Source organism: Clostridium collagenovorans DSM 3089, from assembly GCF_900130005.1.
Lineage (GTDB): Bacteria > Bacillota > Clostridia > Clostridiales > Clostridiaceae > Clostridium_D > Clostridium_D collagenovorans.
The window spans coordinates 131,602-157,647 of record NZ_FQXP01000004.1; the positions used below are offsets into that span (position 1 = coordinate 131,602).

Here is a 26,046-nt window from a genome sequence, read left to right on the forward strand (position 1 = left end):
ATATTGAGTTAAATGGTATAATTTAATTGTTAAGGTATAATAAAACCTTAGACTTTATTATACCTAGATATGGAGGAAGATTTATGGATAAGCTTAAACTTATAGATAAATTAAGAGAAAAGACTGATATAAGTTATGAGGAAGCAAGGCATGCCTTAGAAAAAGCTGATTGGGATATCTTAGAGGCTATGCTTTATTTAGAGGAATGTGGAATAGTTGAAAAGCCTTCAGTTGGTGTTTTTTACACTAACGAATTAAATGAAAGTTATAATGATCATAGAGAAGTAGTTAATATTAAAGAAAATAGCCAGGGAAATAACTATAAAAACAAAAATAGTTTTGAAGGAATTTTTGAGGCTATATGTAAAACCATAGATAATTGCAATAATATATTTCTTTCAATAAAAAGAAAGAATAAGGTGTTTTTAAAAATTCCAATTACGGTATTAATAATACTTTTATTTTTTACATTTTGGGTTACAATTCCAGGAATTATAATAGCATTATTTTTTGAGATAGAGTTTTTTGTTCATAGTAATAGAATTAACACTGATAATTTAGAGAAAATAAATAATGTGCTTAATCAGATGTCTAGAGGTGTTAGGGACTTTAAAGAAAAATTATAAAAAGGGGCTTAGGAATGGTTAAAATTTTAATAGTTGAAGATGAAGAAAAGATAGCTAGATTTTTAGAACTTGAATTAATTCATGAGGGCTATAAAGTAATAAAAGCAAATAATGGGCGAGTAGGACTTGAGTTAATAGAACAAGGGGATGCAGATTTAGTTGTTCTTGATGTTATGCTACCAGAAATTAATGGGCTTGAAGTTTTAAGAAGGGTTAGGAAAAACTCAGATATTCCTATTATAATGCTTACTGCAAGGGATGCTGTTATGGATAAAGTATCAGGTTTAGATGCAGGAGCAGATGATTATATAACAAAGCCCTTTGCAATAGAAGAATTACTTGCGAGAATAAGAACAGCTCTTAAAAAGAGAGTAGTTACAGCAAAAAAAGATGAAGATGTACTAAGATGTGGATTATTAAGTTTAGATAAGATGAGACATAAAGTAACTTATAAAGAAAGTGAAATTGAACTTACTAATAGAGAGTTTACTTTGTTACAAATTCTTATGGAAAATAAAAATATAGTATTAACTAGAGATGTGCTTATAGAAAAAGTCTGTGGATATGATTATATTGGAGAAACAAATGTAATAGATGTTTATGTAAGATATTTGAGGACTAAAATCGATGATGTTTTTAAGGTGAAAATAATAAGCACAGTCCGTGGCGTAGGGTATGTAATAAAAGATGAGTAGAAGTAAAAGAAAGCAAAAAAATAAAAATGTAACATCTATTGCAATAAAGATTAATGCTATCTCTGTAAGAAAGTTATTTTTTAAGTTTCTTATAATTAATATAGCTTTAATGGCCATATTAACAGTGTTTTGGTGTTTAAATGCTGAAAAAACTTTTTATGGGGAATTAGTAGAAACAGCAGAGAGATCCTTTGTTTTTTATCCCATAGAAACTTCAAAATATACAGTAGTGTGGGATAATGGTAAAACCATGGTTAAGGAAGCTAAGGATTTTTTATATATGCTTAGACAAACAGTTATACTCTTAGGAATTGTAGAATTAGTATTTTTATTAGAAGAGATAATCTTTGGTACAGCTAAGGTTAGAAGAATTTTAAAACCTCTTAATGAAATGGCAGAAACAGCAAGTAGACTTAGTAACATGACTTTTGATGAGGAAAAATTTCAAAATCTTGAAGATGCTATATCTAAAATTAGTCCTGTAATTTCAGATGAGAGAATAAGCATTGGAGATAATGAACTTCAGGGATTAGAAGATGCTATAAATAAATTATTGGATAGAATGAGAGAGTCATATAGGCAACAAGCAAGATTTGTTTCAGATGCCTCACATGAGCTTAGAACTCCTATTTCTGTAATTCAAGGTTATGCAAATATGCTAGATCGTTGGGGGAAAAACGATGAAAGTGTGTTAGAAGAGTCAATTACAGCAATAAAGTGTGAATCAGAAAATATGAAGAATTTAGTTGAACAATTATTGTTTTTAGCAAGAGGAGTTAATGGCAAAACTCAGCTTACTATAGGAAGATTTTCTCTTAATGATATGATGAAAGAAGTATTAGAAGAATCTAGAATGATAGATAAAAATCATACGTATAATTATATTGATTCAGAGGATATAAGCATTCTAGGGGATGTAGCATTGCTTAAACAAACAGCTAGAATATTAGTTGAAAATGCGGCCAAATATACTGAAAAGGATGGTTTTATAACTCTTAGGATAGGAATAAATGATAAAGGAGAAGCATATTTCTCTATACAAGATACAGGAATAGGAATTGATGAAAAGGATGTAGCTCATATATTTGAACGTTTCTTTAGAGCAGATACTGCAAGAGTTAGAAAAGATGGAGGTACAGGACTTGGACTATCAATAGCCAAATGGATTGTGGATAGTCACAGAGGATATTTTAGTATCTTAAGTAGAAAAGAAATAGGAACAAGAATAACAGTATTTTTACCACAAAAATTATAACTATAGATAACTTAATAAATCATAATATGAAAAGACCTCATTTACATAAATACAAATTGTATTATATAAGTAAATGGGGTCTTAAGCTTAAAATAAATATATTAAATTAGGGAGTGGGGACATGAGTGAAAAAATACAGAGAGTTAATAGCTATGAAGATAACAGGTTTGATAAAGAAGTTTTAAAGCAACATGGCGCTTTTATTGTTGATGATAAGTATAAATGTAGCTTTATAATAATAAATAAGGACTCAGCAATTGTAAAATGGGATAAAGAAGTTGAGGTAAATAAGGTAATAGATGAGTTTAGATTTTATTCTGAGCATATTGTAAATTTTTATAATGAAGATATGGAATTGGTAAGGAAGTTTAATGAAATAAGTATATTTGATATAGAGATTAAGGATATTCAACCATCTCAATTCTTTGTGGATAAAGATAAAATTGAAGCTATAAAATCTTTTATAAGAAATGAGAAGGATATTATTATTCCATTGGTAAAAATAAATGATAGTTTTGTATCTTTAGATGGTCATACTAGGCTTTATTACGCAGTAAGTAAAAGTATTCCAAGGTGAAGGGATATTTAACAGAAGCTGGTGACTATATAAATGGATTTGTAGAGGAAGCCAGAAAAAGAGGGGTTTACTCACCTTATGACTTAGAATTTATATCACATGAGGAGTATGAAGTAAAGTGGCATAAGTTTTGTGAGTATTTTTTCAAACTCAAGTAATGTAGCATATATAATTTAGAAGATATATTTATTGAAAAAAATGTATGAATAATATACAATATAAGAAATAAATGGTTATATGGGTGTGAATATATTATTTTAGGGGGAGAGGATATGTCTAAGGTTGTTGTACATGAAATGCAATATTATGGGGATGAAGTTAATTCAGACATAGAGCTAGTTAATTATAGCGAAAAGGATTATGAAAATTATAGAAAAATTTGTTGTGATTGTTTTAGAAGATTAAGCTTATCTACAGGGTTAGATCCAGATGAATTTTATACTAAGGAAGAAATGAATAAAAAGAAAGACAATGTATTTATTATGTTTATAAATGAAGAAATGATTGGATCAGTTGAAATATATGACAATACAATAGATCATTTGTTTGTCAATGAGAAGTACCAAAATAAAGGATATGGAACAAAGCTTTTAAGCTTTGCTATTAGTTCTTTGCAAAAGTTAGGGCAAAAGGAACTTAGGTTACTCGTTGCAGATCTAAATGAAAATGCTGTTTCATTATACTTAAAAAATGGATTTAAAATTGTTAATACAATAGTAGATACTTGGGGTGAATAGTATATAAAAGAGAGGATGGTCTTAAAAATAAATTAATATTTTTAAGACCATTGTATTTAGAATAAATAGAATTGTTTTATTTAAAGTAATATAATTTATTTAAACTATTTTGAAAGTATGTATTGTAGTAATAGTGCAATTAATAAAATAAACATACCCAAAGCACATATAAAGACTAGTCTAAGTTGATTGAAGTATAACAGAATAATCATAAAGACTAACTCAATAGCCATATGAAGTAATATTTTTTTCTTGAAATATGCTACTTCTTCTTTATCTAGAGGTTTGTGTTTTGCTGAAACTGGAGATAGTTTCAAAATAAATGGTACTGATACTATCAAAAATACTAAACTAACAATTAATATTAATTTTAATGGTATTAATTTAGTTGTGATTAACACTAGTGCAATAATTAAACTTGATGCAAAATAACAAGTGCTTGCTTTTTCCGCATGATATCCACCTGCATATGTACGCAAGAATGAGAAGCTTGCTAAAAATACAATGCTTTCTATAAACATTCCAAAGATTGAGCCAAGAATAAGTGTAGTTATAATACTTAAACTTAGTTCTAAAGCTGAGGAAAGTCCATAAACGATAAAGTCACGATTTTCAGCAGGGCATGTCTCATTCTCAACAAGTACATCTGCCAATTTCTCAAATTGTTTAATAAGCATTAGAACTTACGTAAAGCTTTTGCTCCCTTTGGAAGTTCAGGTTGATGAAGAACGTAGTAGCAGCAAGTGCTTGCACTATGAGCTGTTACCATTAATGCTAAAGCAGTTAATACAGTACCATATTTTTGAACAAATTTTTTCATTATGTTCGCCTCCTTAAATAACTTTTATAATCTATTTATAAAACAAAATATGCACTTATTTTCATATTTAGGACAAGTTACATGGTTTTAAGGACTAAATACATTTAAAAAAGCTAAGGTGTGATAATATTATCTATATTTTACTAATTCAAACAATATAATTTCTAAGACAAATATATTGTTATTGTGGGATAAGCGTAGTTGACCATTATTATTTTCAACCATATTTTTAATGCTTTTTAAACCTATTCCATGCATAAAAGAATCTTTTTTATGAGTTAGTGGAAGGTTATTTTTAAGAGTAAGTTTTCTAAGGTATGGATTAGAAATTTTTATGTATAAGTTACTATGTTCTTCATATATTCTAACCACAATTTTTTTTGAAGATGATTTTTTGTCATTATAATTTTCTAAGGCATTATCAAGGGCATTACCTAGTATTATATACAATAAATTTTCATTTACTAAGGCTGAGTTATTAAGTCCAACCTTCACATCTACTTTAATATTTCGTTTTATAGCATTATCTAATTTATAATTTAAAATTGAATTTATTATAGTATTACTTGAGTAGAAGGTTAGCTCCTTTAATTCAATACTACCTATTAGTTTATCTAGTTCAAACTTTAAATCATTGATAGCTACCTCAGAATTTTCCTCAAGTTTATTTTTAATATACAATAATTGATGTTTTAAGTCATGTTTCAAAGTTCTAACTGCATCATAGTTGCTTTTTAAATTATCTTGTTGTCTAATATAATATTGAGCTTGTGCCTTTAATAAGTTATTTTCATATTTTGTCTGCTCAACTTTTTTTAGCTTATCAAATACATAATAAAAAAATAAGTTAACTATAACAAGAACTATTATTGATGAAATTATTAGCCATTGAATATTGGATGAAGTAAACAGTGATACTTGTACTAAAGCATGCATTACAAAGATACTACCAGCAGGAATAAGGAGTATTTGCATGGCTTGAAGTAAATTTAAAGGTTCATTATCTTGCTTACCTTCTGTATAGCTTTGAAAAAATTTAACTATAATTAAAGGAATAACTCTTGATATAACAGAGCCTAATATTTTTGAGGAATCTGTTGTTAAAACGCTATAGGTATTTATTTTAAATATAGAACTAAATATATAAACTATTAATAGTTCCATGCTAACCATAAAAGCAATAAAAAATATAGAAATAAGAATTTTATTTTTTATATCTCCATGATACAAATTAGATAATAATATTAATAATAGAATTTGAATAAAAACATTAACTAATGGGGTACCAGCTATTATAAAGGTTGTAATATTTATTCCTAAGTAGCTTATATAGGTAATTAAATAGTATAACTTAGGAATATACTCTTTGAGTTTCATTGTTGTTTTAAAAAAGCAGGTAACTGTATATAGGGAAACTAAATTTATAATGAAGTATATAATAATTTGTAAATTAAAAGACATATTCAATTTATTCACTTCTCCATTCTATATAATTAAAATATCGATTATATGTATCTTCTTTATATTTTCGCCCAATATTAAAGTCTAAGGAATTATCTTTTAAAATAACTCTATTAGATTTTAAGATTACATATTTTAAATTAAATATAAAAGATTTATTTGGCATAATAAAATTTTTATTTTCACTCATTTTACACCATACATTTTTAAATAAATCGGAATAACATATTAAGGTTTTAGTAGTCTGAATTTTTACTTGATTTCTATTAGCTTCAAAGTACACTATATCTTTTATTGGAACGAAATGTGTATTACCGTTTTTAGTATATATAAAGACCTTTTCAATTTCCTTTTGAATAGTATTATATGCATCTTTTAAAGCATCTTCTAAGTCTGAACATCTTAAAGGCTTATCAAGAAAAGCTATTGTACCAACACGAAATAATTCTCTTAATTTTTCGTCGTAACTTGAAATGAAAATAATTTTAGAATCTTCGCCCATGGAACGAATTTTTCTTGCTGTTTCAATTCCATCTAAATCATCCATAAGAATATCAAGTAATATAATATCGTAGCTATTTTCTTTTAGGTTTTCACATAATGATATTCCACTTTTAAAGGGGTAGATATCAAAGGTATCTTTCCATTCTTCTTCAATATGGCTTAAGTGTGACATAAGTATATTTCTATCATATTGACAATCGTCACAAAATGCAATTTTTAGCATGAAGCATCCCTCCTATTTGCATTGAATATTAATTGAAAGTTATGAATTTTGGAACTAATAATATTAAAGTAGTTAAGCTAAGTGAGAAATATTTAATATGAATAATAGTGTGGTTAATGTAGCTTTAACAGTATTAGTATATAAGGTTCATCACATGAAGTAAAAATAGAATATATTGACATTTATTTTATTGTATATTATATTGTTGTAAAAATGAGGTAATATAAAATTTTATCTCTACGAATCTAAGAAGAAAATACATGTATAATTTATCATATATTGAAAAAAAAGTATAGAATCTATTTTGTAAATAAACCATATTATTTAATTATTTTATTTCGTAGCAAATTATATTTGATCTAAAGAATATATTTTCCAAGTTTATAATGGGGATTTTATACAATAAAATGAGAAATAATCAATATGGGTATGAGAAAAAAACTATGATATTTAACAAAAAACTAGTATATTTAATAATTCTAATGTGCATTCTAAGTGTATTAAAGCCATAAGAGGTACAAGCGTTTCAATTTGCATCACATTATGCATTAATTCAAAGGGTAGTGCATGAGTTACCCAAGGATAGTGTTGTAAAAAAATCAATAATGAAATATCCTGATATAGCAGCATGGGGAGCAGTAGCACCAGATTTAGGATATTTTCAACCATCACAATTCGGAGGGTTACCCCATGAGCTGATAGGTATCACTACTACAAAGTAGGTACTTATGCAGTAGAACAATTAAAAGAAGCTTTAGATTCAGGAGATTATAAGAAGATAGCTTTTGCAGCTAGATGGGTTTCTCATGTAAGTGGTGACTTAGCTTGTCATGGTATTTATGTAAATCCAGAAGCTCAGGTATCTATGGAAAATAAGAATGGTAGAGATTTACATTCGGAACTAGAGAAAAATGCAGAACCTTACGTATGGGCAGAACTTGGAGGATTTCCAATAGGAGTTTATGAGAAAAAGTATTATCATATGTATTTTCACATGTTGAGGATATTCCTTTTGACTTAATTAGTAGTACATAAGAGTCTGTTTATAAAGTTTCATAAACAATTTGAAAATTATATTTTAAAATATAGTTTTAAGAAAAAATAATCCTTAAATAAAACTATAGTATTAAGAGGTTTTTGAATAATAACTTATATCAATAAATTAAGTAAAAGTATGTAGGTTTTAATTAATATTATAGATTTATAGTAAGTTTTGTAGTTATTTTATAATTAGTGTTATCTATAAATAAGATTAAGACTATTTATTGGAATATATAGCTATAATATTTAAATTACTATTATTGAGATAAATACATATTAATGATTTGTGAGGTGCATATGAAGAAAAGAAAGATAATATTAAATTTAGCTATGAGTTTAGATGGTTATATAGCTTCAGAAGATGGTGGTTTTGATTGGATAGTTGGAGAAGAGGATAACACCTTAGATACTAAAAATGAGTGGAATTATAGTGAGTTTTTAAACAATATTGATGTAGTATTAATGGGTAAAAAATGCTATGAACAAAATTTCCATAAAGATTTTAAGAATAAAAAGGTATATGTAGCAACTTCAGCTGAGCTAGAAGACTATGAAAACATACATTTTATAAATGGAAACCTATGTGAAGCTATAGAAAAGGAAAGAAAAAATGAAGGAAAGGATATTTTTCTATTCGGTGGTGGAGAGCTTATTGATAATTTTATTAAAGCTGATATCATTGATGAATATGTAGTTGGAATTATACCAACTATATTAGGGAAAGGTAGACCACTATTTCTGAAAAATAATCCTAAAATAGATTTGCATTTAGAAGAATATGTAGTAGAAAAGGGAGTCGTAGTCTTAAAATATTGCAGAAGATAAGGTAAAGGTATTCATTAATTAAATTAGTGGATACTTTTTTATATTTAGGAGATAGTTATTATTACAGAAGTTTGAGAAAATTAATAGAGGTGCTTTTCTTAAGATTATTACTTCTATAATCAAAGCAAGAAAGGTATTTAAAGATTTAATCTATGGACGGTAAAAAAGTAAAAGAGGTTGCATGAGGTAAAACAAAAGTTTACTTTTATAACTTCCTTAAAAGTATATAATTTATAGTAACTTAAAGTATAAAAAATATGAAAGAATGATATCTTAAGGTTATATTAGATAAAATTATTATAGGAATTTTACAATGTTTACAAAGTAACATTTACAAATTAGTAATTTTTATAATATAGTAATTTAACTTTTAAGGACTATACTATAAATAATGAATATATATTAATAATAAAGAATGGAGGATTTAGCGAGGGTTATGATTCATAATATACTCTTTCGCTAAGAAGTTTTTATGATAAATGTAATAAAAGATAGATTTAAAGATAAAGTTATGGTTGTTACAGGAGCAGCGGGAGGAATAGGTAAGGCAATTGCACTAAGAGCAGCAAAAGAAGGTGCAAAATTAGTATTAGCAGACAAAAAAGAAGAAATGAGTAAGAAAACTTTAAGTGAGATAAAAGAAATAACTCCTAATGTAGAGTTTTTAATAGTTGATTTAAGAGAAGCAACAAACTGTAAAAAGGTTATAGATACTGCAATAGAGAAATTTGGTGGATTAGATATACTTATAAATAATGCAGGTGTAACAGGAACTCCGGCTCCAGTACATGAGATGTCTGAGGAAATGTTTAGATATGTTCTTGATTGTAACGTTATGTCAGCATTCCATTGTTCTCACTTTGGTATAAATGAAATGATTAAATTAGGTAAGGGTGGAGCTGTGGTAAATATATCATCAGTAGCTGGATTAACTGGCTTCCCAGGACATAGTGCATATGTTACTTCAAAACATGCTTTAAATGGTTTGACTAGAAATATGGCATTAGATTATGCTAAAAATGGTATAAGAGTAAATGCTGTTAATCCAGGAACTACAGATACACCAATGTATCATGAAGCTTTAGATTTCTTAAAGAAAAAAAGAGAGATGGCAGCTAAAACTAATATAGAAAGTAATAGTGGAATAGTTTCAGGAAAGACAGTATCTCCACAAAATAGAGTTGCTTCAGTAGAGGAAGTTGGAGATGTAGCTTTATTCTTAGTTTCAAATGAAGCTAGTAATGTAACGGGTATATTTATGCCAGTAGATGGTGGTTTTACAGCATTTTAAAATATAAAATTAAAGATTTGTGAAAATATGAAATTTGTGCCTAGGGGTATGAATAAATTAATGGGAGTAAATATAAAATTTACTCCCATTAGCGGTATATAATATTTGCTGTTGCTTTCTAAATAATAGGTACCTAATATATAAGCATATGGTATACCTAAAAATAAAACCATACTTAAAATTAAAAGTAATATGGATTTTTTTATAGACACTTGAGTCCCTCCTAAAATGATGCATAAATAATTTCAAGTCTATAGCAATATTATAATCTTAGTTCCATAGGAGTAAATAAAATTCCTTGATATGTTTGTTGTTTTCCTAAATCCTTAAATCCAATTGAGTGGTAAAAAGGAACAGCATAAGGAGTAGAATTTAATTTTATACTTTTTACTTCTTGCTTTTTCAAATCTGAAATAACTTGTGAAAATAATGCCTTAGCAATTCCATTTCTATGATACTCCTTATTCACAAATACACATGAAATAAAGTCACTTCCCCTAACTGACACAACTCCAAGAAGTTCATCCTTTGAATAAGCTCCATACATGACCTCTTTACCAGATATAAAGAAATTTCTGTAATCCATATTATCTATAATATTACGCTTAAAGTTATCAACAGCTTCATCAGTATAGTCCGGTGACACAAATTCTGAAAATGTTCTCCAAATTAATGAAAATCCCCTATCTAATTCAGTATCTTTAACCTTTCTTATTAAATACTCCATAAATATACCCTCCATTTAGTTATTATTTCTTGAAATGATAAGAAAAAGATTTAAGTTGATTTAAGGATTATTATAACATAACTTATAAAATATAGGATGATTTTTGATATTATAATATATATAATTGCTTAGTGTCTTAATTGATAAATTTTTCCTATATAATGAGAATTTTTAAATAGCAGGGAGTTATTGCAGTATTAACAATAACTCCTTTTTAGCTTATTTAGTTTTTATAAAATAATATTTTAAAATTCTTTATTATATTTAATTATAAGCATTATTTCAATAATATACTTTAATAAGAATACTCCTAAAACAAAGAAGATTAGCCATAATGGATATCCCATAATAATACAAATATAGGCTATTAGTATTACAAACCAATTAGTAATATCTCCAGCTTTGGATTTAGCTATATTTCGTATAAGTTCATTTCTTTCGTCTTTGTAATCAATTTCCATTTGTTTAGATTTTCCAGGTATCTTTTCAATATTTCTAATCTTATATAAGTTACCTAAACCACCTCCAATTAAACCGAATCCTAAAGCAAAAATTAGTGTTGATAATCTTGAAAAAACGTCTCCTGCATTTACGAAGATAGTTAATAGTAATCCTATTATCGATAATGCTACTCCTAATAGTATAATAATTGATGTATTTTTTTTATTCGGCATTTTCATCATCCTCCTCATAGATAAATATGTCTTCAATTGACATATTGAAGTATCGAGCAATTTTAAAAGCAAGAAGAATAGAAGGGTTATATCTTCCTTTTTCTAAAGAGCTTATAGTTTGTCTAGAAACCTCAAGTATAGATGCTAACTCTTCTTGAGTAATTTGCTGTCCTTTTCTAATTTCTTCCAATCGATTATTCATACATAAATACTCCTCCTCAAATTCATGTAAAGTCAACTTTCCATATTTAAATAATAGCATATATAAAATGAATGTCAAGCTAACTTTACATTGAGATTATAAGATTGATAATCTTTATTTTTATAATAAATAAATTCAACATAGTTAATTATTTTGAAGATATAATAATGAATATAAGGTTGAATTATAAGATATATAGTATTAAGAGAGAAGGGAGGGTTTAGTGATAGCATATAGTATATATGCTTTGTCACTAAAGATAAATTATGAGTGAGTCATTAGTGTTAAATAAAAAAATATCAACTTGGACTAAAGAATATCCCTTGTTAAAAGAGATGATAGATTTACAAGAGGTTTTATGGATAAATCCTAAGTATAGTAGCTTTAAAGAAGCTGTTGATAAGATTAGTATTTCACAAGAGGATATAATAGATGCTGAAAGAAGATTAGAAAGATTTGCACCCTATATAGCTAAAGTATTTCCAGAAACTAAAGCTGAAAATGGAATCATAGAATCTCCTATAGTTGAAATAAATAATATGAAAAAAGAATTAGAAAATATGTATGCATGTAAGATTTATGGAAAGGTTTTATTAAAGTGCGATAGTCATCTAAAGGTCTCAGGCTCCATAAAAGCAAGAGGGGGAATTTATGAAGTTTTAAAGCACGCTGAAGATTTAGCTTTAGAACATAATATTCTTCACCTAGATGATAATTATGAAAAATTGGATAGTGATACAGCAAGAAAATTTTTCGGGGAATATTCTGTTGTTGTTGGATCAACGGGTAATTTGGGATTGAGTATAGGAATAATGAGTGCAAAGTTAGGATTTAAAGTTACTGTTCATATGTCAGCTGATGCAAGGCAATGGAAAAAGGATTTATTAAGAAGTAAAGGTGTAGAAGTTATAGAGTATGAATCAGATTATAGCAAGGCTGTGGAGGAAGGGAGAAAACAATCAGAAGCAGATCCAAATAGCTATTTTGTAGATGATGAAAATTCTAAAAATTTATTTTTAGGGTATTCAGTAGCAGCAAAGAGGTTAGATAAACAATTAAGCTCTATGGGAATAAAGGTAGATTCAAAAAATCTATTGTTTGTATATTTACCATGTGGAGTTGGAGGAGGGCCAGGAGGAGTTGCCTTTGGTCTTAAAATGTTATACAGAGATAATGTACATTTTTTCTTTGCAGAACCTACTCATTCTCCATGTATGACACTAGGGTGTATGACTCAGCAGCATGATAAGGTATCTGTTCAAGACTTTGGGATAGATAATTTAACAGATGCTGATGGCTTGGCAGTTGGTAGAGCTTCAGGTTTTGTTGGAAAAACCCTAGAGAAATTACTTAGTGGATGTTATACAGTCACTGATGAGAATATGTATAGGTTATTAAGTAAAATGGGAGATAGTGAAAATATATTTTTGGAACCTTCAGCACTAGCAGGTTTACCAGGCATAGTAAACCTACTTACTTCAGAAGAAGGAAAAAAATATTTAGAAGATCAAGGACTTGAAGATAAACTTAATAATATAACACATATTGCTTGGGCAACAGGAGGCAGTATGGTACCTAAAGATATTATGAAAGAATATTACAATAAGGGAATAGCCCTACTTTAAGAAAATAGACTTTAACATAAGAAAATCAATATATCAATTGCTTATAAATTAAATAAATAGTAAAATATACCCAATCTTTAAGAGAAGTAGACTTGAAACTTAGTATTTTCGTATAAAATACTAAGTTTTCTATCAAATGTTATAGCTATATTATAAGGGGGAACCTATGAGTAAGAAAAGAGTCATTTGGGTAATAGGTATAATTATTATAATAACTATAGTATTAGTGATTGCTAATCCATATATTTTCAAATCAAATAATTTAATTTCAAAAAATAACTATGACTACGAATATGTACAATTAGAAACTTTAGATTTAGATGGTGATTTAGGTTGGCTTGATGATACTGATGTTGGCGATATAGATAAGTTAGTTCATATAATTGATGATTTATCAGTTAAGAAAGCTATAAAGTCTAGCAATAAGTTTAAGTATAGCATTACTTTTATTGCAACCTACGAAGAAGATAAAAAAATACAATATACTAAACCAGTTTTTACTCTTAACTTTTATAAAGGTAATATAATGGGTTTTAAGAAATATCCTGGTTATAGAGAACAGTATTATAAAGTTCAAAATAAGGAATTTGATATTAAAAAAGTTATGGAACAATTACAAAAAAGGTAGCATATATATTCTAATAAACAATCTTTCTTATATTTAGAGGTAACATTCATTATATAATAAATATAACCATTATTAGTAATGTAGAATATTTATTAGAACTTATATATTTTAAAAAAATCATTTTTAAAAAAGTTATGTTTATAAATAAATAAGCTAAAAGTGGACAATTAAGGTGTCCACTTTTAGGTTCTATAATATTAAAAATGTTATACCTTAAAGAAATATAGTTACATAATGCGTATTTATATTGTGTTTAGTATATTTAGTCTAAAGCTCTTTCATCAATTCTTCTAATAAAACTATAAGTATAAGATTTAAAGTATTTTGTCCAAAATCCAAGAGCAGTGGGATTCAATGTTTCATAATCGACACCTAAATACTTAACACCTTCATTTGCTAGTTTTTTCATAGTGTATCCTAAGAGTTCCTTTGCTATGGAACCATTTCGATAGTCATAATCAATAAATGCACCACATATGTTGAGCATTTTAGAATTCTCTGAAATAAATGTTTCGGCTCCTTCACTTATTTCAATATATCCAATAGGTTTATCCATAACATATGCAACAAAAAACCTATTTTTTTCTTTATTGCATAACTCTGAAAACTGTTCATTTGTGAATTGTACATATGGAAGACATATAGGATTATCATTCAGATGCTTAAGAAGTTTATTTTTAAAATCTAATAAGATAGTCGCCTCTTGATAATTGATTTCTTCATATCTACACCTAGTATCCATATTCAATTCAGCTATATTATCTAGGCTTCTTATTGCATCACTGCATCGGATACCAAAACCATTCAATACTAAAGATTCTGCAATCTCTTTATCATGTGCATATTTACAGATTGCAAAACTAAATATTTTATCTTTAATCATTATTTCTGATAGACTTTGAAATAATAGGGTAGCTGTTTTTTTTCTGCATTTTCCTGAAAAAGCACTTCCGAATAATGGGGAAAATGCCCCTTTTACATTTCCAAAATGATCTTCAATTCCACCCCAAAAGATTAAATATCCTACAAGTTGTTCATCTTCTATTGCTACTAATCCATACTTGCTATTAAATATATTAGAGATTAAATCCTTTAGTGTATTTTTGTAATCTGCAACTAGTAATTGATTATTATTGCTACATTCATTTTTATATTCTCTTATTGCCAACTCAACAGCTTGATCTATATATTTTGCCTCTGCTTTTTTTAAGTTCATTTCATTCCTCCTGATTCTAATATAGGAGGGTTACTTAATTTCTTCCCTCCACCCAATGGTTACAAAAAAGTCTTTTTTCATCATAATACATCATCCTTTCTGTATTTAAGATTTATTAAAACACATGTTGTGTAGTAATATCATTAATTATAAACAATTTTATTGTTATTTAATATTATTTATAATCAATGTAGTTACATTATATAGGATTTATGGGTTATAATTCAATGGAAATTTTAAAATAAATGTTGACAATAGAAATATTATTGCATATACTAGGTAATAATAAATTTAAATTCTATGAAAGAAAGAGTAAATATGTACTAAGTATCCAAAGCGAGTAGGGTTGGTGAGAGCCTATGAGAAAAGTTATATTGAAAGACATTCTGGAGATGCTTATTTGAATATATAGTAGGATAAGACGGGTTTCCTCCGTTAAAGGGACTTGAGATGATAATGTATTAATACGTTATTAAACTAGGATGGTACCGTGAACATAAGCATTCACTCCTAAATTGGAGTGGTGCTTTTTTATTATATAAACAAAGTATAAATTTCTAATTATCTTTTTATATTTTCTTAAATGCTCGTAAAGCCTTATTCTATGTGCTTTCGAGTATTTTTACTGTAGGAAGATACTTCACGTTTCTTTGCATATTTCCTCATGTCTTAGCTGTCAGAAGTGGTAAATAAGTAGTAAATTCATTTGTACTACTAAGCAACAAGACGCTCCTGTTGCTTCTCTTTATTCAAGCGTTTCATTTCTGCCATTGCAGAATCGAATGTTGCATGTGCGTAATAGTTCAGCGTCATGGCTATATTAGCATGTCCCATAATGTACTGTAATGCCTTTGGATTCATTCCTGCATTTGCATAGTTGGTACAGAATGTATGTCGCAAACTATGTGGAGTGATGTGTGGCAATTTATCCTCGTTATACTTATTGTATTTCTTAACAAGACCTTTCATCATGCCGTTGTAATCACTTGCCACTTTTGGATAGTTCTTTCTATTAAGAAAGAGGAAATCACTATATCCATCAATCTCAACACGCTTATCATTCTTTCGATTCGCTAACACTCGCTTAAATGCTTGATAGGCTTCTTCAACCATAGGAACTTGACGTTCGCCACTTTTGGTCTTTGGTGTTTCAATGTAGTACCCAATTTCAGTATCTCTCAATAGCTGATGGTCTATATTGACAAGACGATTCTCAAAATCTAAATCTGGAAGTGTCAAACCACCAAACTCTGAAATACGAAGACCTGTTTTTAAGAGTATCAGAATTTCATCATAATTTTTGCTGTAGGTTTTATCAGCTTTTGCAAAGGCTAACAGTTTTTCTTCCTGTTCTTCTGTTAGTACGGTCTTAGGGACAGTATCATCATCAAGAACTGCTTTCAGTTGAAAGTCAAATGGATTCTTCCGAACACAATCATCTTGTATAGCAATATAGAATGAAGCCTTTAAAGAACGTTTGTAGTTATTGATGGTTTGATAAGCATAACCATTTTCACTCATTCTAATAGCCCATTCTTTAGCGTCTGATGGCTTAATACTGTCAATACTTCTTACACCTAACTTGTCTTTCTTCAAAATATCCATAAGATATTTGCGTCCAGTTTCAGTGTTTTTTCTAACCTTTGGTCTTTGAGCGTTCTGTTTTGCGTAAAGCTGGCAGAGTGTCATTTTCTTTCCTACAACATCAATACCATCATGAATGTCTTTCTGTAACTCTGCGATTTTCTCTCTAAGTGAGATACAATCACGCTTTCCTGCTGGTACTCGGTCTGTAGCCACAAGTTTCCACGAGTAAACAAATTGCGGTTCTCCAAATGAATCTATATATTTGTATAAGTATCTTCCGTCTTTTCGTTGGCTCTCTCCAGTCTTTAAGATTCGACCTTTATTGTCACGTCTTTTTTCTGACATGGCATTTGCTCCTTTCCTTTATGGAAAGAGCCTTGATACGACTTAATACTATTTTATCATATACAAGACCCTTTGGCGACGCTAGATTGCGTCCAATGTATCTATAATTTTTTCAAATTGTTTTCGTTTAATCTGAATACGATTGCCATTCATAATCAGCCAATTTGCATTTTTATTTTCCTCTGCCAAGCGTCGTAGCTTGTTTTCGCCAATACGAAAATATTTTGACGCTTCTTCAATGGTTAGGGTATAACGTTCCCAAATAGGAATGTCAGTCTGCTTCATAAAATCCTCCTTTCCAAATCACTTATTTGGATTTCATAAAAGTTGTTTTACCAGCAATCGAACAGCTTTAGCAAAGCTCACGGGAGTTCCACCCCTGCATGGTTCTCATGTAGCCATACTCATTGCCTGCGACGGTTTTATCACGCTCGGACTATTGACTGTATGGGAGTATCATTATCACGATAAGAATGTCGTTGCAGGCAATCCTGCTAAAGATTGCTTCTCGGATCACTAACATGAATCGCTCGCTATCTTTATAAGATAGGTCATGGCGGTTAGTTCCGTTGGCTCTTTTCTTATCGAAACGTATTCGATTACTTTTATTCAGTTTTCAAAGAACAATGGCTCGTTAGCCTATCAAAACACATTGAAAGCTCAATATGCTTTGGTGGAATAACAAACCTCCCTGTTCGGGAAGCGTGGAATGGTTTAGCACGCTTCCACGAAAGGAGAGAGGATATTACTTAATTTCAAATGACAAAATCTTTGTAATCAGTCTGGTTTCCATTCTTCCACGTAAGACTTCATCAACGACCATACTTTGATTGCCATATTCATCTTTCATAAGTCGTAGGGAACGCTTCGTTATGTACCCTCTGTAATGATGTAGAATCTGGTTAATCGCTTCGGTATCGCCATCTGTTGCCTTTACAATGAGAGGAAAGGGAATCATAGGATATTGTGTTTTCATTCTTCAAATTCCTCCATAAACTTTTTAATTAAGGCTAGTCCACTGGTTCTATGCCGATAGACAGTAGAACGGTTCAATTTCAACAGGTCTGCAATTTCTGAATCGCTCATGTCCATAAAGTAAAACAGCAGTAGAATTTCACGTTTCTTGTCTGGCAACTCACGTAATGCTTCACTCAACAAATCATTTTCAACGCCTACTGATAACCCATTGAGTGTAAAAATCTGAAAGTCAGTTGAATAGTTATCTGTTGTCGCAAACTGGCTAACAAGATAATCGCCAACATCCGAAAAGGACACCTCACGCTTTGCAATCCTTGAAAGATAAAGCATATAATTCTTTCGCTCGTCTTCCATAGCACGTTTACAGATATAGTCAAACTGATTTTCTATTGTGGTCTGAAAAGAAGATGGTTTCATGTTTCTCACCCCCTTTCTGTCTAGGAAAGGAAGTGAGCCTTGCTCGTTTATCTCCTTTCACTCTTAGTCCCAATGTGAAAGGGGGATTTGTTGCATTACTGATAAATAAACTTTGTAAAAAAGTTCTGAATAGCCAAAAAAGCATATAAACAGATTTATTTCTCTGTTTACATGCTTCTGTTATTCTATCTATATGATTTATAAAACCACATTGGTGGACGTACTTATCTATTGCAGATAGACGACTTTTTTTGACAAGAACCCAATGTAAGGAAATTTATTGTATATGATGTACTTCATGGCGACGTTGACCTCCAACAAACCGCCATTTGGAAGTAATATACAATATTTTAACAGCGTAAATAGCACTACCATATAACGGTTTTTTTTATTGGCGTTTAGTAGTGCTTTTTATTAAATATAAACCTATAAACCATATAACACGTTTTTCTATACCTGTTTTTAATTCAGTAGGAACAATAAAATGTATAGAGGTGGTCTACTATGCGTAAAAAAGAAGATAAATATGATTTTAGAGCCTTTGGTTTAGCCATTAAAGAAGCTCGATTGAAACGAGGTTTAACTCGTGAACAAGTGGGAGCATTGATTGAAATTGACCCACGGTACTTAACTAATATTGAAAATAAAGGGCAACACCCCAGCATACAAGTTCTTTATGACCTTGTATCGTTACTTCATGTTTCCGTTGATGAATTTTTCTTACCTGCTAATAACTTGGTAAAAAGCACCCGACGATTACAGATAGAGAAATACATGGATAGCTTTACAGACAAAGAACTATCCTTAATGGAATCTTTAGCCAGCGGTATCAACGAAGCAAGAAACATCGAAGACTAATTAAAAGAATCCATACATAACGGAAAGAGCCGATAAAATGAGATTGTATTAATCTCATTTTATCGGCTCTGCGTCTTTGCGTCTGGCTCTGTAATCACAGTTACTTTGAACTGCTTTATTTCAATTAAATTTTCTTGTCTGCATTTCGGACAATAGAGGGGGAATTTTTTTAATTCAGTATCTTCCCTTATCTTTAATCGTGTTTTATTTCCACATACAGGACACAATATCCACTTGTAGTTTATAATAACTATCTCCTCCTTTACACTTTAATTCAAATCTTTATTAAAAAATATTTCATCTTATTTAACAAGAAACCATATTTATATAACAACATAAAATACACTAAGTTATTTTATTGAACATATATCGTACTTTATCTATCCGACTATTTGGACGACGGGGCTGGCAAACAGGTTCACCGGTAGTAACATGGTACCCTTTTAACTCTGTTAAACAAACACTACGTCCATTTGTAAAGAAAGTTAAATCACTACGATATTCTTGAATACACCGAGCAGGGATTTCTCCACTAAGAATGACCTCATTATTTTTCAATTGAGTGTCTACGATGTTCGCACAATATTTAGGAGCATCGTTGTATGCTCGTGAAAGATATTCCTGTGGCGCATAAATTTTAAAACTAAGATATGGCTCTAACAATTCTGTTCCAGCTTTTTTTAAGACTTGTTCCAATACAATAGGAGCAAGCATCCGAAAATCTGCTGGGGTACTAACAGGGCTATAGTATAAGCCATACTTAAAACAGATTTTACAGTCCGTCACATTCCAACCATACAATCCTTGTTCACAGCCATAGCGTATCCCCTCCATAACTGCATTTTGAAACGATTGATTTAAGTATCCAAGAGAAACCGAGCTCTCATACTGTACTCCGCTCCCTAATGGAAGCTGTGCTACAGATAGACCAATGGAAGCCCAGAAAGGATTCGGTGGAACTTCGATGTGAATGGTATACTCTGCTTTTTTTAACGGTCTTTCCATATAAATGACTGTAGGCTCTTTTATTTCTATCTCCACATGATACTTTTCTTGCAGCAGAGCACAAGTCACTTCCATTTGTACTTTCCCTAAGAAAGAAAGTATGATTTCATGTGTCGCAGAATCCACATAATATCGCAGAAGCGGGTCACTGTCGGAGATTTCTAAAAGTGCATCAAGTAACATTTCCCTTTGTTGAGGTTTGCTCGGTTCAACAGTCGTTTGCAGCAGAGGGAGGGGATTTTCAATTCTCTCTCTCTGTGGCAATAGCTTTGTATCTCCAAGAACACTATTTAACTTCAAAAACTCATTCTGCAAAATAACAATTTCCCCGGAATAAGCCTTATCGATTTTACATAATTCACCATTTATTGAAGTATACATTTCTGTAATTTTTATTTTTTCCTTTTCCGATATTCTAACCGAATCTCGCAAATGCAGTACGCCACTATAAAGACGTATATATGCAAGACGCTGTCTTTTTTCCGAATACTCAATTTTGAAAACTTTTCCGCAAAGTTCAGACTGACCTCGATGTGTTGATGAATAAAATTTATTCGTAATCACTTCTATAAGGTTATCAATCCCTATATTGTTTTTTGCACTTCCGTGATAAACAGGGAACAGGGAACAATTATGAAATCTTATGCTTTCCTCTTGTTCGAGTTCTAATGCTTCCAATAATTTCCCAGACGTATATTTCTCCAAAAGGTAATCATTTCCTTCTATTACCATATCCCATTGTTCAGATTCGGTAAAGTTCATTACACGCATATTAGGATGCAGTTCTACCTTCTGTTTGATTACAATTTCCGCAGAAAGTTTCTCTTTAATATCCTGATAAACCGTTGATAAATCAATTCCATTTTGGTCAATCTTATTGATAAAAAAGATTGTGGGAATACCTATTTTCCTAAGTGCATGAAACAATATACGAGTTTGTGCTTGTACGCCATCTTTTGCAGAAATCAGTAGAATTGCCCCATCTAATACTGATAATGAACGATATACTTCTGCTAAAAAATCCATATGTCCTGGCGTGTCTATGATGTTCATCTTAGTATTTTTCCACTGAAAAGAGGTTATCGCCGTCTGAATTGTAATTCCTCTCTGACGTTCTAAAAGCGTATTATCCGTTTTCGTTGTACCTCTGTCCACGCTTCCTAATTCTGTAATCGCTCCACTGTTATATAATAAGCTTTCTGTTAAGGTAGTTTTTCCCGCATCAACATGAGCTAAAACTCCAATATTAATAATTTTCATGTGATTTTCCTCCATTCAAAAGCCCAAAAGGGCATAAAAATCCCAGTGATAAATACTCTTATCACTGGGATTTTTATGCATAACCATAGGCATACAAAGCATACAGATATTCTCCGGATACTTTAGAATCACATGATAAAGGTATTCTTAAACTGGGTACAAAAAACTAAGCCCTCCTAAAAAAGGACATCCAATTATTTGTTCCCACTATCAAATTGACAGTTTATTTAAGAATACCTTGCCGCATATTTATTAACTCCTTTTAAATAGATACTTAAATAATAGCACGTAAGAGCATATTTGTAAAGGAATCTCCAATTTTTTATCAAAGAGAGTACGTGATTACAAAATAGCTGTAATAATGTACCAATATTTGTTATTCTATAATCTTCCAATTACTCCCGTTCTTTTCAAGTACCAAATCAAATTGAGATACCTGCGTTGCTTTGGTCTGCTGGTCGATATACTCCACTGTCAGCGATACCGTGACTTGATTATCCTTACGATTGTGAATAGGATTTACCAGTTCTTGAAAGATGTACTCTTTTCCGATTGGTTTTAATATCCCGTCATTCACATAGTAGGAAAGTTCACTGGCTGTCGCTGTAGGATAGAGCTTGAAGAACGTCGTTAAAAACTCATTGATTTCATTGGTTGTAATGGAATCAACCGTCCCCTCACTTTCAATGGCTTTTGGTTTATAACTTGATTTCTTAGGTATGTTGGTAATGGTCGGATTCTTAACCAGTACCATATTTCCAGAACCATCTACATAGACACTCACTATATAAGCAGAGTGGACGGTCTTTGTATTTTCTCCCTCTGTAATGAGCTGGTCTACACTGTAGGTTACATTAAACTCATTGTCGCCAGTTGGCTCTACCGTCCATATCTGAAATCCTCTTACAGAAGACGATACAGGAATATCTTTGCGTACTGTATCAACATTGAGAGCTTGAAGTTCATCTGTCAGATAGCCTTTTAGACTTTCCATTCGATTATCAATGGACTTATCGGATTGCTCCCATGAATAGTAGACTTTCGCAAAGTTCTCTACAAAATTTTCTACATGATGAGTATCAACGTATTCCTTTTCTATGATAGTTGTTTCGTGAATAGTATGAGTATCTATAGCTGTAAAGTGCTTGAATATCGCAAAGCTGAAACTAAGCCCTAAAAGTACCCACAAGGCAATCACAACCTTTTTATGAGGATTGACCTTATAGACACGAGGTTTCTTTTCCTTTGGTATCTGTTTTTCTTTATTCTGATTTTTTCTAAATTTCATCATTAAATCTTCCTTTCTCATTGTTTGATTCGTCCTGCTCCCACTAAATGCTGTTGCCAGTAGGGGCTTGTTAAGTCGGCATAACCGATTGGGTCGCCTGCATGAAACATACGGTTATTGCCAAGGTATATCCCAACATGAGTAATATAAGAGCCAGCGTTATAGGTAGAATGAAAGAAAACCAAATCGCCAGCTTGTGCTTCCGATAGTGGGATATGCTGGGTCACATCATATTGCTGTTGTGCGGTTCGTGGTAAGTTAATTCCAGCTTTTCCATACGTCCATTGTGTCAGTCCGCTACAATCAAAAGAAGTAGTCGGGGAAGCTCCACCGTAAACGTATCGCCAGCCCTCATATTTCAGTGCTTCGTCCATGATGGCTTGTACCGTATCATCATCAAACTCTGTTGTGACAAGATACTGCGTTACCAGTTGCACATAAAACATATTGCCATAGTTGTATCGCCAGCCCCCATTGATAGGTATGGCTATGGGATTGGGGTAAGACACTTTTTCGCCACCTGAATACTCTTTTGAGAAACTTTGAGCCAGTTCAAAGGTATATTTATTTCCACGATTAGCCACATACCCTAAGAAACCACCACCATAATTGTAGGACTGGATAACCGATTCTAAATCTACACTGAGCCTTTCGCTACTGGCTAATAATTCACTGAAATACTTCACACCTTGCTTAATGGATTCTTCTGTACTCAATGAATTAGGTGGAAGACCGAGGGATTCCGAGGACTGCATAACATCTTCCGCAGTACCGCCCGATTCCACCTGTATAATCGCAAGAAGTATGTTGACATATTCTTCAACGCCATATTCTTTGGCATATTTTTCTACCATAGGCTTATGAGCCAGCACTTCTGCGGAAACATTCACACCTCCATAATGAATATTGGAAATTCCGCTGTCCTGTTCATCTGAAAATAAAATGGCAACAAACAGAAGCAGTGAGAAGACCATCAAGAATAATCCAGAACCACCAATCACTAAAGTTTTCAACTTCATGGTTTCTTACCGACTTTCTTAATGGTGGCGGTTTTGATTGGTGGTCTACTTCTTGTATTTTGTAGTGGTACTCTTTGAACAGTAGACGGACGTTCTTTTGTGATTGGACGTTGTGAAGTTCTATCTGCTGTAGTGGTTGAAGTTGCTGGCTTTTGAACGGTTTTTTCTTGAACGGTATTGCCTTGGCGTTCCACTTTTGGACTTGAAAAATCGGACTTAACTGCTGGACGCTCTTGTTTGGCTTGTTGAGATTCCTTATATGAAGTCTGAATATTAGACTGTTTTGAGGTCTGTTCATCATGATATTGTTCTTGTCTTGTAGTCGGTCTTTCATGAACAGAAGAAGCAGGCTGTTTTTTCTGTTTGACCTGTTCCATTTCAGAGCGACGCTTCGCAATGGTTTTTCGCCTTTGTTCCTGCTGTTCCTTGCGTCCACTGGCTCTGTCCGCTTTGGTTTGAGAAATACTACTGGTTAAATCACGGACATTCTCTTTTACTTTGGATTTTCCTTGATATACTGCATATCTTGCATTGGTCGGCAAATCTTTAACCTGTTCTTTCAAACCACTAGCAGTGTCTACCATTCTGTCTTTGGTATCAGCTACTGTACCGATGGTTTGACCGATACGTTTTCCAAGTGTTGATTTTTCCTTTCCGTCTGGTCGGGAGTGATCTGCTTGTGTCCTTGCAGAACTCCCCGAACCCGACTGTCCTTTTTTACCTGTAACAATGGCAGACCCAGCCCCTAGAGTAGTCATGGAACGTCCAAGTTTCCGCTGTAGACGGTGCATGTGAGCGTGCATAAGCATACGAGGTTTTCTCATCACACGACTTCCCACACTTTGAGAATCGTTACTCTGTAGAGAAAACATACTCATTAAATCGCCCAGCTTGAAGTAGATTCCTGCAAAGGTCACAATCTGTAGAAAAGCAATCAAAAAGAACGGATAACCAGCCGATAAGGTATAGAGCATGGTTGAAATACTAAATGCTGTCGTAATAATCAATGTGATTCCAGCTCGTGTCAAAATGGTATTAAAGAGCTTTGTTATGGCTCGTTTTGACATACCATCAAATGATGGAATCATGCTTAAAATAAAGCTCACAGGCAGAAACATAGCATAGATGATAAAAAGTACCTGCGAGAAAATCATGATTCCTGTTAATAGGAATACAAATATGGAAATCCCAATATTGAAGACAAATAGGAAGAAGACTGTACCTAAACGGTTAATGGTCTTTGTAATGGTTAGATTGGTATTGCTTCTGTCTTCAATTTCTTCCGCAACAATTTTTTCTCTGTCTTCGCCATTGTTGGAATCTGGGCTGGTGGAGAGCAGGCTTTCCACACGGTCAATACCGATACTTTCAATGTCTGAACTGTTGTATTGAAGCAGTAGCCACGGTTGCTGAACCTGTATGGAAAACAGGCTATCTCTGATTAAGTCCACGCTGTCCTTGCCTTGACTATCGGAATGGGGCATGACAATCTTCGTGCCAAGTGATAAACTGGCATTACTGATGTCTGATGAAAAGTCATTGATTTTTTTAATGTAGTCGGGAGCGTAGGCAATAAAGGAAGCCGATAGGATAAACACCAGCACAAAATTCATAATGGCATGAATTGCCTTTGTGGTTTCTCTCTTTATCAGTCCCGTATAGGCAACATAAACCCCAAGAACCAAAATCAAGAGTAAGAGGAATCCAACATAGAAACCCTCTGTTGAAAATCCGTTTGCACTCACACCAGCTAAGGTCTGCATATTCTTACCAATGGAATCTGCTGTAGCGGAAATGAAGTCTAAGGAATAGGCTTCCTGTACTAAGTAACCTGTCGCATTGGAAACATACAAACTGATTGTCCAAATAAAATTGGTAATGGCATATAGTCCATACATGACCTGTTTTCCAATCCCGTCCGACCAGTTCCACGGAAGCCAGCCCCAGCTATTATCCACATAAAAATCCAGTTGATAGTTTTCAAGTGGGTATCGGCTGTATTCATTTGCCACATTGACCGTATCATCTACCAAGCCCGCAGCTTGAACCACCGTTCCCAGCATGGCTAAAAGAAAAATGGCAATCACAAGTGTGAAAGCCACTGTCATTGCCACTTTACCTAGACGTTTCAGCGTCCAGTTTGATTTTATTCTGTTTACTAT

The 26,046-nt window shown here is 31.6% G+C and carries 29 protein-coding genes, 2 pseudogenes and 1 other annotated feature; of the genes and pseudogenes, 13 read left to right on the forward strand and 18 right to left on the reverse strand.

Annotated elements, in window-relative coordinates; genetic code table 11:
• Nucleotides 1-83: 83 nt before the first annotated feature.
• The 6 genes and pseudogenes from BUA48_RS05085 to BUA48_RS05105 all read left to right on the forward strand — a co-directional run bounded on the left by BUA48_RS05085 (nucleotide 84) and on the right by BUA48_RS05105 (nucleotide 3,890).
• A pseudogene (locus BUA48_RS05085) lies at nucleotides 84-648 on the forward strand (ubiquitin).
• Nucleotides 641-1,321, forward strand: coding sequence for a response regulator transcription factor (locus BUA48_RS05090; RefSeq protein WP_072830795.1), 681 nt, complete (start codon nucleotides 641-643; stop codon nucleotides 1,319-1,321). Before BUA48_RS05085 ends, BUA48_RS05090 begins: the two are co-directional and overlap by 8 nt.
• On the forward strand, nucleotides 1,314-2,576 hold the full coding sequence (locus BUA48_RS05095) for a sensor histidine kinase (RefSeq protein WP_072830797.1): 1,263 nt from the start codon (nucleotides 1,314-1,316) through the stop codon (nucleotides 2,574-2,576). Before BUA48_RS05090 ends, BUA48_RS05095 begins: the two co-directional genes overlap by 8 nt.
• A gap of 121 nt (nucleotides 2,577-2,697) precedes the next feature.
• Nucleotides 2,698-3,153, forward strand: a complete 456-nt coding sequence (locus BUA48_RS05100; protein ID WP_084666094.1) for a hypothetical protein — start codon at nucleotides 2,698-2,700, stop codon at nucleotides 3,151-3,153.
• The gene (locus tag BUA48_RS15530; RefSeq protein WP_178138947.1) at nucleotides 3,150-3,311 is read left to right on the forward strand and encodes a hypothetical protein; all 162 of its coding nucleotides are present in this window, start codon (nucleotides 3,150-3,152) and stop codon (nucleotides 3,309-3,311) included. Before BUA48_RS05100 ends, BUA48_RS15530 begins: the two co-directional genes overlap by 4 nt.
• Before the next feature lie 114 nt (nucleotides 3,312-3,425).
• Nucleotides 3,426-3,890, forward strand: coding sequence for a GNAT family N-acetyltransferase (locus BUA48_RS05105; RefSeq protein ID WP_072830799.1), 465 nt, complete (start codon nucleotides 3,426-3,428; stop codon nucleotides 3,888-3,890).
• 104 nt (nucleotides 3,891-3,994) lie between these two features.
• Here the strand turns inward: BUA48_RS05105 and BUA48_RS05110 are convergent, their stop codons facing one another.
• The 4 genes from BUA48_RS05110 to BUA48_RS05125 form a co-directional block, all read right to left on the reverse strand.
• Nucleotides 3,995-4,567 (reverse strand): accessory gene regulator ArgB-like protein, encoded by a 573-nt coding sequence (locus BUA48_RS05110; RefSeq protein WP_072830801.1) that lies wholly within the window; start codon nucleotides 4,565-4,567, stop codon nucleotides 3,995-3,997.
• A complete protein-coding gene (locus BUA48_RS05115; RefSeq protein WP_072830803.1) occupies nucleotides 4,567-4,710 on the reverse strand; it encodes a cyclic lactone autoinducer peptide in 144 nt (47 codons plus the stop codon). Before BUA48_RS05115 ends, BUA48_RS05110 begins: the two co-directional genes overlap by 1 nt.
• A 129-nt stretch (nucleotides 4,711-4,839) precedes the next feature.
• The gene (locus tag BUA48_RS05120; RefSeq protein ID WP_178138948.1) at nucleotides 4,840-5,874 is read right to left on the reverse strand and encodes an ATP-binding protein; all 1,035 of its coding nucleotides are present in this window, start codon (nucleotides 5,872-5,874) and stop codon (nucleotides 4,840-4,842) included.
• A gap of 304 nt (nucleotides 5,875-6,178) precedes the next feature.
• Nucleotides 6,179-6,898, reverse strand: a complete 720-nt coding sequence (locus BUA48_RS05125) for a LytR/AlgR family response regulator transcription factor (protein ID WP_072830807.1) — start codon at nucleotides 6,896-6,898, stop codon at nucleotides 6,179-6,181.
• Nucleotides 6,899-7,461: 563 nt separating this feature from the next.
• Here BUA48_RS05125 and BUA48_RS15535 point away from each other — a divergent pair.
• From BUA48_RS15535 to BUA48_RS05135, 4 genes are all read left to right on the forward strand, one after another.
• Entirely contained in the window at nucleotides 7,462-7,620 is a 159-nt protein-coding gene (locus BUA48_RS15535) for a hypothetical protein (protein WP_178138949.1), read from the forward strand.
• 143 nt (nucleotides 7,621-7,763) lie between these two features.
• The gene (locus tag BUA48_RS15540; RefSeq protein ID WP_178138950.1) at nucleotides 7,764-7,919 is read left to right on the forward strand and encodes a hypothetical protein; all 156 of its coding nucleotides are present in this window, start codon (nucleotides 7,764-7,766) and stop codon (nucleotides 7,917-7,919) included.
• A 317-nt stretch (nucleotides 7,920-8,236) separates the two neighbouring features.
• A complete protein-coding gene (locus BUA48_RS05130; protein WP_072830810.1) occupies nucleotides 8,237-8,764 on the forward strand; it encodes a dihydrofolate reductase family protein in 528 nt (175 codons plus the stop codon).
• Nucleotides 8,765-9,236: 472 nt separating this feature from the next.
• The gene (locus tag BUA48_RS05135; protein ID WP_072830812.1) at nucleotides 9,237-10,055 is read left to right on the forward strand and encodes an SDR family NAD(P)-dependent oxidoreductase; all 819 of its coding nucleotides are present in this window, start codon (nucleotides 9,237-9,239) and stop codon (nucleotides 10,053-10,055) included.
• 262 nt (nucleotides 10,056-10,317) lie between these two features.
• On the opposite strand, the gene BUA48_RS05145 is transcribed toward BUA48_RS05135, so the two are convergent.
• From BUA48_RS05145 to BUA48_RS05155, 3 genes are all read right to left on the reverse strand, one after another.
• On the reverse strand, nucleotides 10,318-10,782 hold the full coding sequence (locus tag BUA48_RS05145; RefSeq protein WP_072830816.1) for a GNAT family N-acetyltransferase: 465 nt from the start codon (nucleotides 10,780-10,782) through the stop codon (nucleotides 10,318-10,320).
• A 245-nt stretch (nucleotides 10,783-11,027) separates the two neighbouring features.
• The gene (locus tag BUA48_RS05150) at nucleotides 11,028-11,456 is read right to left on the reverse strand and encodes a hypothetical protein (RefSeq protein ID WP_072830818.1); all 429 of its coding nucleotides are present in this window, start codon (nucleotides 11,454-11,456) and stop codon (nucleotides 11,028-11,030) included.
• Nucleotides 11,446-11,658: a helix-turn-helix transcriptional regulator gene (locus tag BUA48_RS05155; RefSeq protein ID WP_072830820.1), complete on the reverse strand. Its 213-nt coding sequence runs from the start codon at nucleotides 11,656-11,658 to the stop codon at nucleotides 11,446-11,448. The genes BUA48_RS05150 and BUA48_RS05155 overlap by 11 nt, the downstream gene beginning before the upstream one ends.
• A gap of 266 nt (nucleotides 11,659-11,924) precedes the next feature.
• Here BUA48_RS05155 and BUA48_RS05160 point away from each other — a divergent pair, with 266 nt between their 5' ends.
• A complete protein-coding gene (locus BUA48_RS05160) occupies nucleotides 11,925-13,283 on the forward strand; it encodes a D-serine ammonia-lyase (RefSeq protein ID WP_072830822.1) in 1,359 nt (452 codons plus the stop codon).
• 166 nt (nucleotides 13,284-13,449) lie between these two features.
• Nucleotides 13,450-13,911, forward strand: coding sequence for a hypothetical protein (locus BUA48_RS05165; protein ID WP_072830824.1), 462 nt, complete (start codon nucleotides 13,450-13,452; stop codon nucleotides 13,909-13,911).
• Nucleotides 13,912-14,173: 262 nt separating this feature from the next.
• Here BUA48_RS05165 and BUA48_RS05170 read toward each other — a convergent pair whose 3' ends face one another.
• The 5 genes from BUA48_RS05170 to BUA48_RS05195 form a co-directional block, all read right to left on the reverse strand.
• Nucleotides 14,174-15,127: a GNAT family N-acetyltransferase gene (locus tag BUA48_RS05170; protein ID WP_072830827.1), complete on the reverse strand. Its 954-nt coding sequence runs from the start codon at nucleotides 15,125-15,127 to the stop codon at nucleotides 14,174-14,176.
• Between the two features lie 291 nt (nucleotides 15,128-15,418).
• Nucleotides 15,419-15,642: a binding site (T-box leader), on the forward strand.
• Between the two features lie 199 nt (nucleotides 15,643-15,841).
• Nucleotides 15,842-17,059 carry a tyrosine-type recombinase/integrase gene (locus BUA48_RS05175; RefSeq protein ID WP_001291561.1) on the reverse strand — a complete coding sequence of 406 codons (1,218 nt, stop codon included), beginning with the start codon at nucleotides 17,057-17,059 and terminating at the stop codon, nucleotides 15,842-15,844.
• Between the two features lie 81 nt (nucleotides 17,060-17,140).
• Nucleotides 17,141-17,344 carry an excisionase gene (locus tag BUA48_RS05180; protein ID WP_000814511.1) on the reverse strand — a complete coding sequence of 68 codons (204 nt, stop codon included), beginning with the start codon at nucleotides 17,342-17,344 and terminating at the stop codon, nucleotides 17,141-17,143.
• Nucleotides 17,345-17,804: 460 nt separating this feature from the next.
• The gene (locus BUA48_RS05190) at nucleotides 17,805-18,035 is read right to left on the reverse strand and encodes a helix-turn-helix domain-containing protein (RefSeq protein WP_000857133.1); all 231 of its coding nucleotides are present in this window, start codon (nucleotides 18,033-18,035) and stop codon (nucleotides 17,805-17,807) included.
• The gene (locus tag BUA48_RS05195) at nucleotides 18,032-18,454 is read right to left on the reverse strand and encodes a sigma-70 family RNA polymerase sigma factor (RefSeq protein WP_000804885.1); all 423 of its coding nucleotides are present in this window, start codon (nucleotides 18,452-18,454) and stop codon (nucleotides 18,032-18,034) included. Before BUA48_RS05195 ends, BUA48_RS05190 begins: the two co-directional genes overlap by 4 nt.
• Nucleotides 18,455-18,958: 504 nt before the next feature.
• Here BUA48_RS05195 and BUA48_RS05200 point away from each other — a divergent pair.
• Nucleotides 18,959-19,312 (forward strand): helix-turn-helix transcriptional regulator, encoded by a 354-nt coding sequence (locus tag BUA48_RS05200; protein WP_001227347.1) that lies wholly within the window; start codon nucleotides 18,959-18,961, stop codon nucleotides 19,310-19,312.
• 59 nt (nucleotides 19,313-19,371) lie between these two features.
• Here the strand turns inward: BUA48_RS05200 and BUA48_RS05205 are convergent, their stop codons facing one another.
• The 6 genes and pseudogenes from BUA48_RS05205 to BUA48_RS05230 form a co-directional block, all read right to left on the reverse strand.
• Entirely contained in the window at nucleotides 19,372-19,560 is a 189-nt protein-coding gene (locus BUA48_RS05205) for a cysteine-rich KTR domain-containing protein (RefSeq protein ID WP_012962334.1), read from the reverse strand.
• A gap of 97 nt (nucleotides 19,561-19,657) precedes the next feature.
• The gene (gene tet(M) / locus BUA48_RS05210; protein ID WP_026389858.1) at nucleotides 19,658-21,577 is read right to left on the reverse strand and encodes a tetracycline resistance ribosomal protection protein Tet(M); all 1,920 of its coding nucleotides are present in this window, start codon (nucleotides 21,575-21,577) and stop codon (nucleotides 19,658-19,660) included.
• 15 nt (nucleotides 21,578-21,592) lie between these two features.
• Nucleotides 21,593-21,640: pseudogene (locus BUA48_RS16040) on the reverse strand (hypothetical protein); the annotation flags it as partial.
• 313 nt (nucleotides 21,641-21,953) lie between these two features.
• Nucleotides 21,954-22,886 carry a conjugal transfer protein gene (locus BUA48_RS05220; protein WP_001224318.1) on the reverse strand — a complete coding sequence of 311 codons (933 nt, stop codon included), beginning with the start codon at nucleotides 22,884-22,886 and terminating at the stop codon, nucleotides 21,954-21,956.
• Nucleotides 22,883-23,884 carry a bifunctional lytic transglycosylase/C40 family peptidase gene (locus tag BUA48_RS05225; RefSeq protein ID WP_000769868.1) on the reverse strand — a complete coding sequence of 334 codons (1,002 nt, stop codon included), beginning with the start codon at nucleotides 23,882-23,884 and terminating at the stop codon, nucleotides 22,883-22,885. The genes BUA48_RS05220 and BUA48_RS05225 overlap by 4 nt, the downstream gene beginning before the upstream one ends.
• Nucleotides 23,881-26,046 (reverse strand): CD3337/EF1877 family mobilome membrane protein, encoded by a 2,166-nt coding sequence (locus tag BUA48_RS05230; protein ID WP_430516984.1) that lies wholly within the window; start codon nucleotides 26,044-26,046, stop codon nucleotides 23,881-23,883. The genes BUA48_RS05225 and BUA48_RS05230 overlap by 4 nt, the downstream gene beginning before the upstream one ends.

Excerpts from the sequence above, each read along its gene's own strand:
- BUA48_RS05090 (WP_072830795.1), top strand. The coding sequence starts at position 641 with ATGGTTAAAATTTTAATAGTTGAAGATGAAGAAAAGATAGCTAGATTT.
- BUA48_RS05095 (WP_072830797.1), top strand. The coding sequence starts at position 1,314 with ATGAGTAGAAGTAAAAGAAAGCAAAAAAATAAAAATGTAACATCTATT.
- BUA48_RS05100 (WP_084666094.1), top strand. The coding sequence starts at position 2,698 with ATGAGTGAAAAAATACAGAGAGTTAATAGCTATGAAGATAACAGGTTT.
- BUA48_RS05105 (WP_072830799.1), top strand. The coding sequence starts at position 3,426 with ATGTCTAAGGTTGTTGTACATGAAATGCAATATTATGGGGATGAAGTT.
- BUA48_RS05110 (WP_072830801.1), bottom strand. The coding sequence starts at position 4,567 with ATGCTTATTAAACAATTTGAGAAATTGGCAGATGTACTTGTTGAGAAT.
- BUA48_RS05115 (WP_072830803.1), bottom strand. The coding sequence starts at position 4,710 with ATGAAAAAATTTGTTCAAAAATATGGTACTGTATTAACTGCTTTAGCA.
- BUA48_RS05120 (WP_178138948.1), bottom strand. The coding sequence starts at position 5,874 with ATGGAACTATTAATAGTTTATATATTTAGTTCTATATTTAAAATAAAT.
- BUA48_RS05125 (WP_072830807.1), bottom strand. The coding sequence starts at position 6,898 with ATGCTAAAAATTGCATTTTGTGACGATTGTCAATATGATAGAAATATA.
- BUA48_RS15540 (WP_178138950.1), top strand. The coding sequence starts at position 7,764 with ATGGAAAATAAGAATGGTAGAGATTTACATTCGGAACTAGAGAAAAAT.
- BUA48_RS05130 (WP_072830810.1), top strand. The coding sequence starts at position 8,237 with ATGAAGAAAAGAAAGATAATATTAAATTTAGCTATGAGTTTAGATGGT.
- BUA48_RS05135 (WP_072830812.1), top strand. The coding sequence starts at position 9,237 with ATGATAAATGTAATAAAAGATAGATTTAAAGATAAAGTTATGGTTGTT.
- BUA48_RS05145 (WP_072830816.1), bottom strand. The coding sequence starts at position 10,782 with ATGGAGTATTTAATAAGAAAGGTTAAAGATACTGAATTAGATAGGGGA.
- BUA48_RS05150 (WP_072830818.1), bottom strand. The coding sequence starts at position 11,456 with ATGCCGAATAAAAAAAATACATCAATTATTATACTATTAGGAGTAGCA.
- BUA48_RS05155 (WP_072830820.1), bottom strand. The coding sequence starts at position 11,658 with ATGAATAATCGATTGGAAGAAATTAGAAAAGGACAGCAAATTACTCAA.
- BUA48_RS05160 (WP_072830822.1), top strand. The coding sequence starts at position 11,925 with ATGAGTGAGTCATTAGTGTTAAATAAAAAAATATCAACTTGGACTAAA.
- BUA48_RS05165 (WP_072830824.1), top strand. The coding sequence starts at position 13,450 with ATGAGTAAGAAAAGAGTCATTTGGGTAATAGGTATAATTATTATAATA.
- BUA48_RS05170 (WP_072830827.1), bottom strand. The coding sequence starts at position 15,127 with ATGAACTTAAAAAAAGCAGAGGCAAAATATATAGATCAAGCTGTTGAG.
- BUA48_RS05175 (WP_001291561.1), bottom strand. The coding sequence starts at position 17,059 with ATGTCAGAAAAAAGACGTGACAATAAAGGTCGAATCTTAAAGACTGGA.
- BUA48_RS05180 (WP_000814511.1), bottom strand. The coding sequence starts at position 17,344 with ATGAAGCAGACTGACATTCCTATTTGGGAACGTTATACCCTAACCATT.
- BUA48_RS05190 (WP_000857133.1), bottom strand. The coding sequence starts at position 18,035 with ATGAAAACACAATATCCTATGATTCCCTTTCCTCTCATTGTAAAGGCA.
- BUA48_RS05195 (WP_000804885.1), bottom strand. The coding sequence starts at position 18,454 with ATGAAACCATCTTCTTTTCAGACCACAATAGAAAATCAGTTTGACTAT.
- BUA48_RS05200 (WP_001227347.1), top strand. The coding sequence starts at position 18,959 with ATGCGTAAAAAAGAAGATAAATATGATTTTAGAGCCTTTGGTTTAGCC.
- BUA48_RS05220 (WP_001224318.1), bottom strand. The coding sequence starts at position 22,886 with ATGAGAAAGGAAGATTTAATGATGAAATTTAGAAAAAATCAGAATAAA.
- BUA48_RS05225 (WP_000769868.1), bottom strand. The coding sequence starts at position 23,884 with ATGAAGTTGAAAACTTTAGTGATTGGTGGTTCTGGATTATTCTTGATG.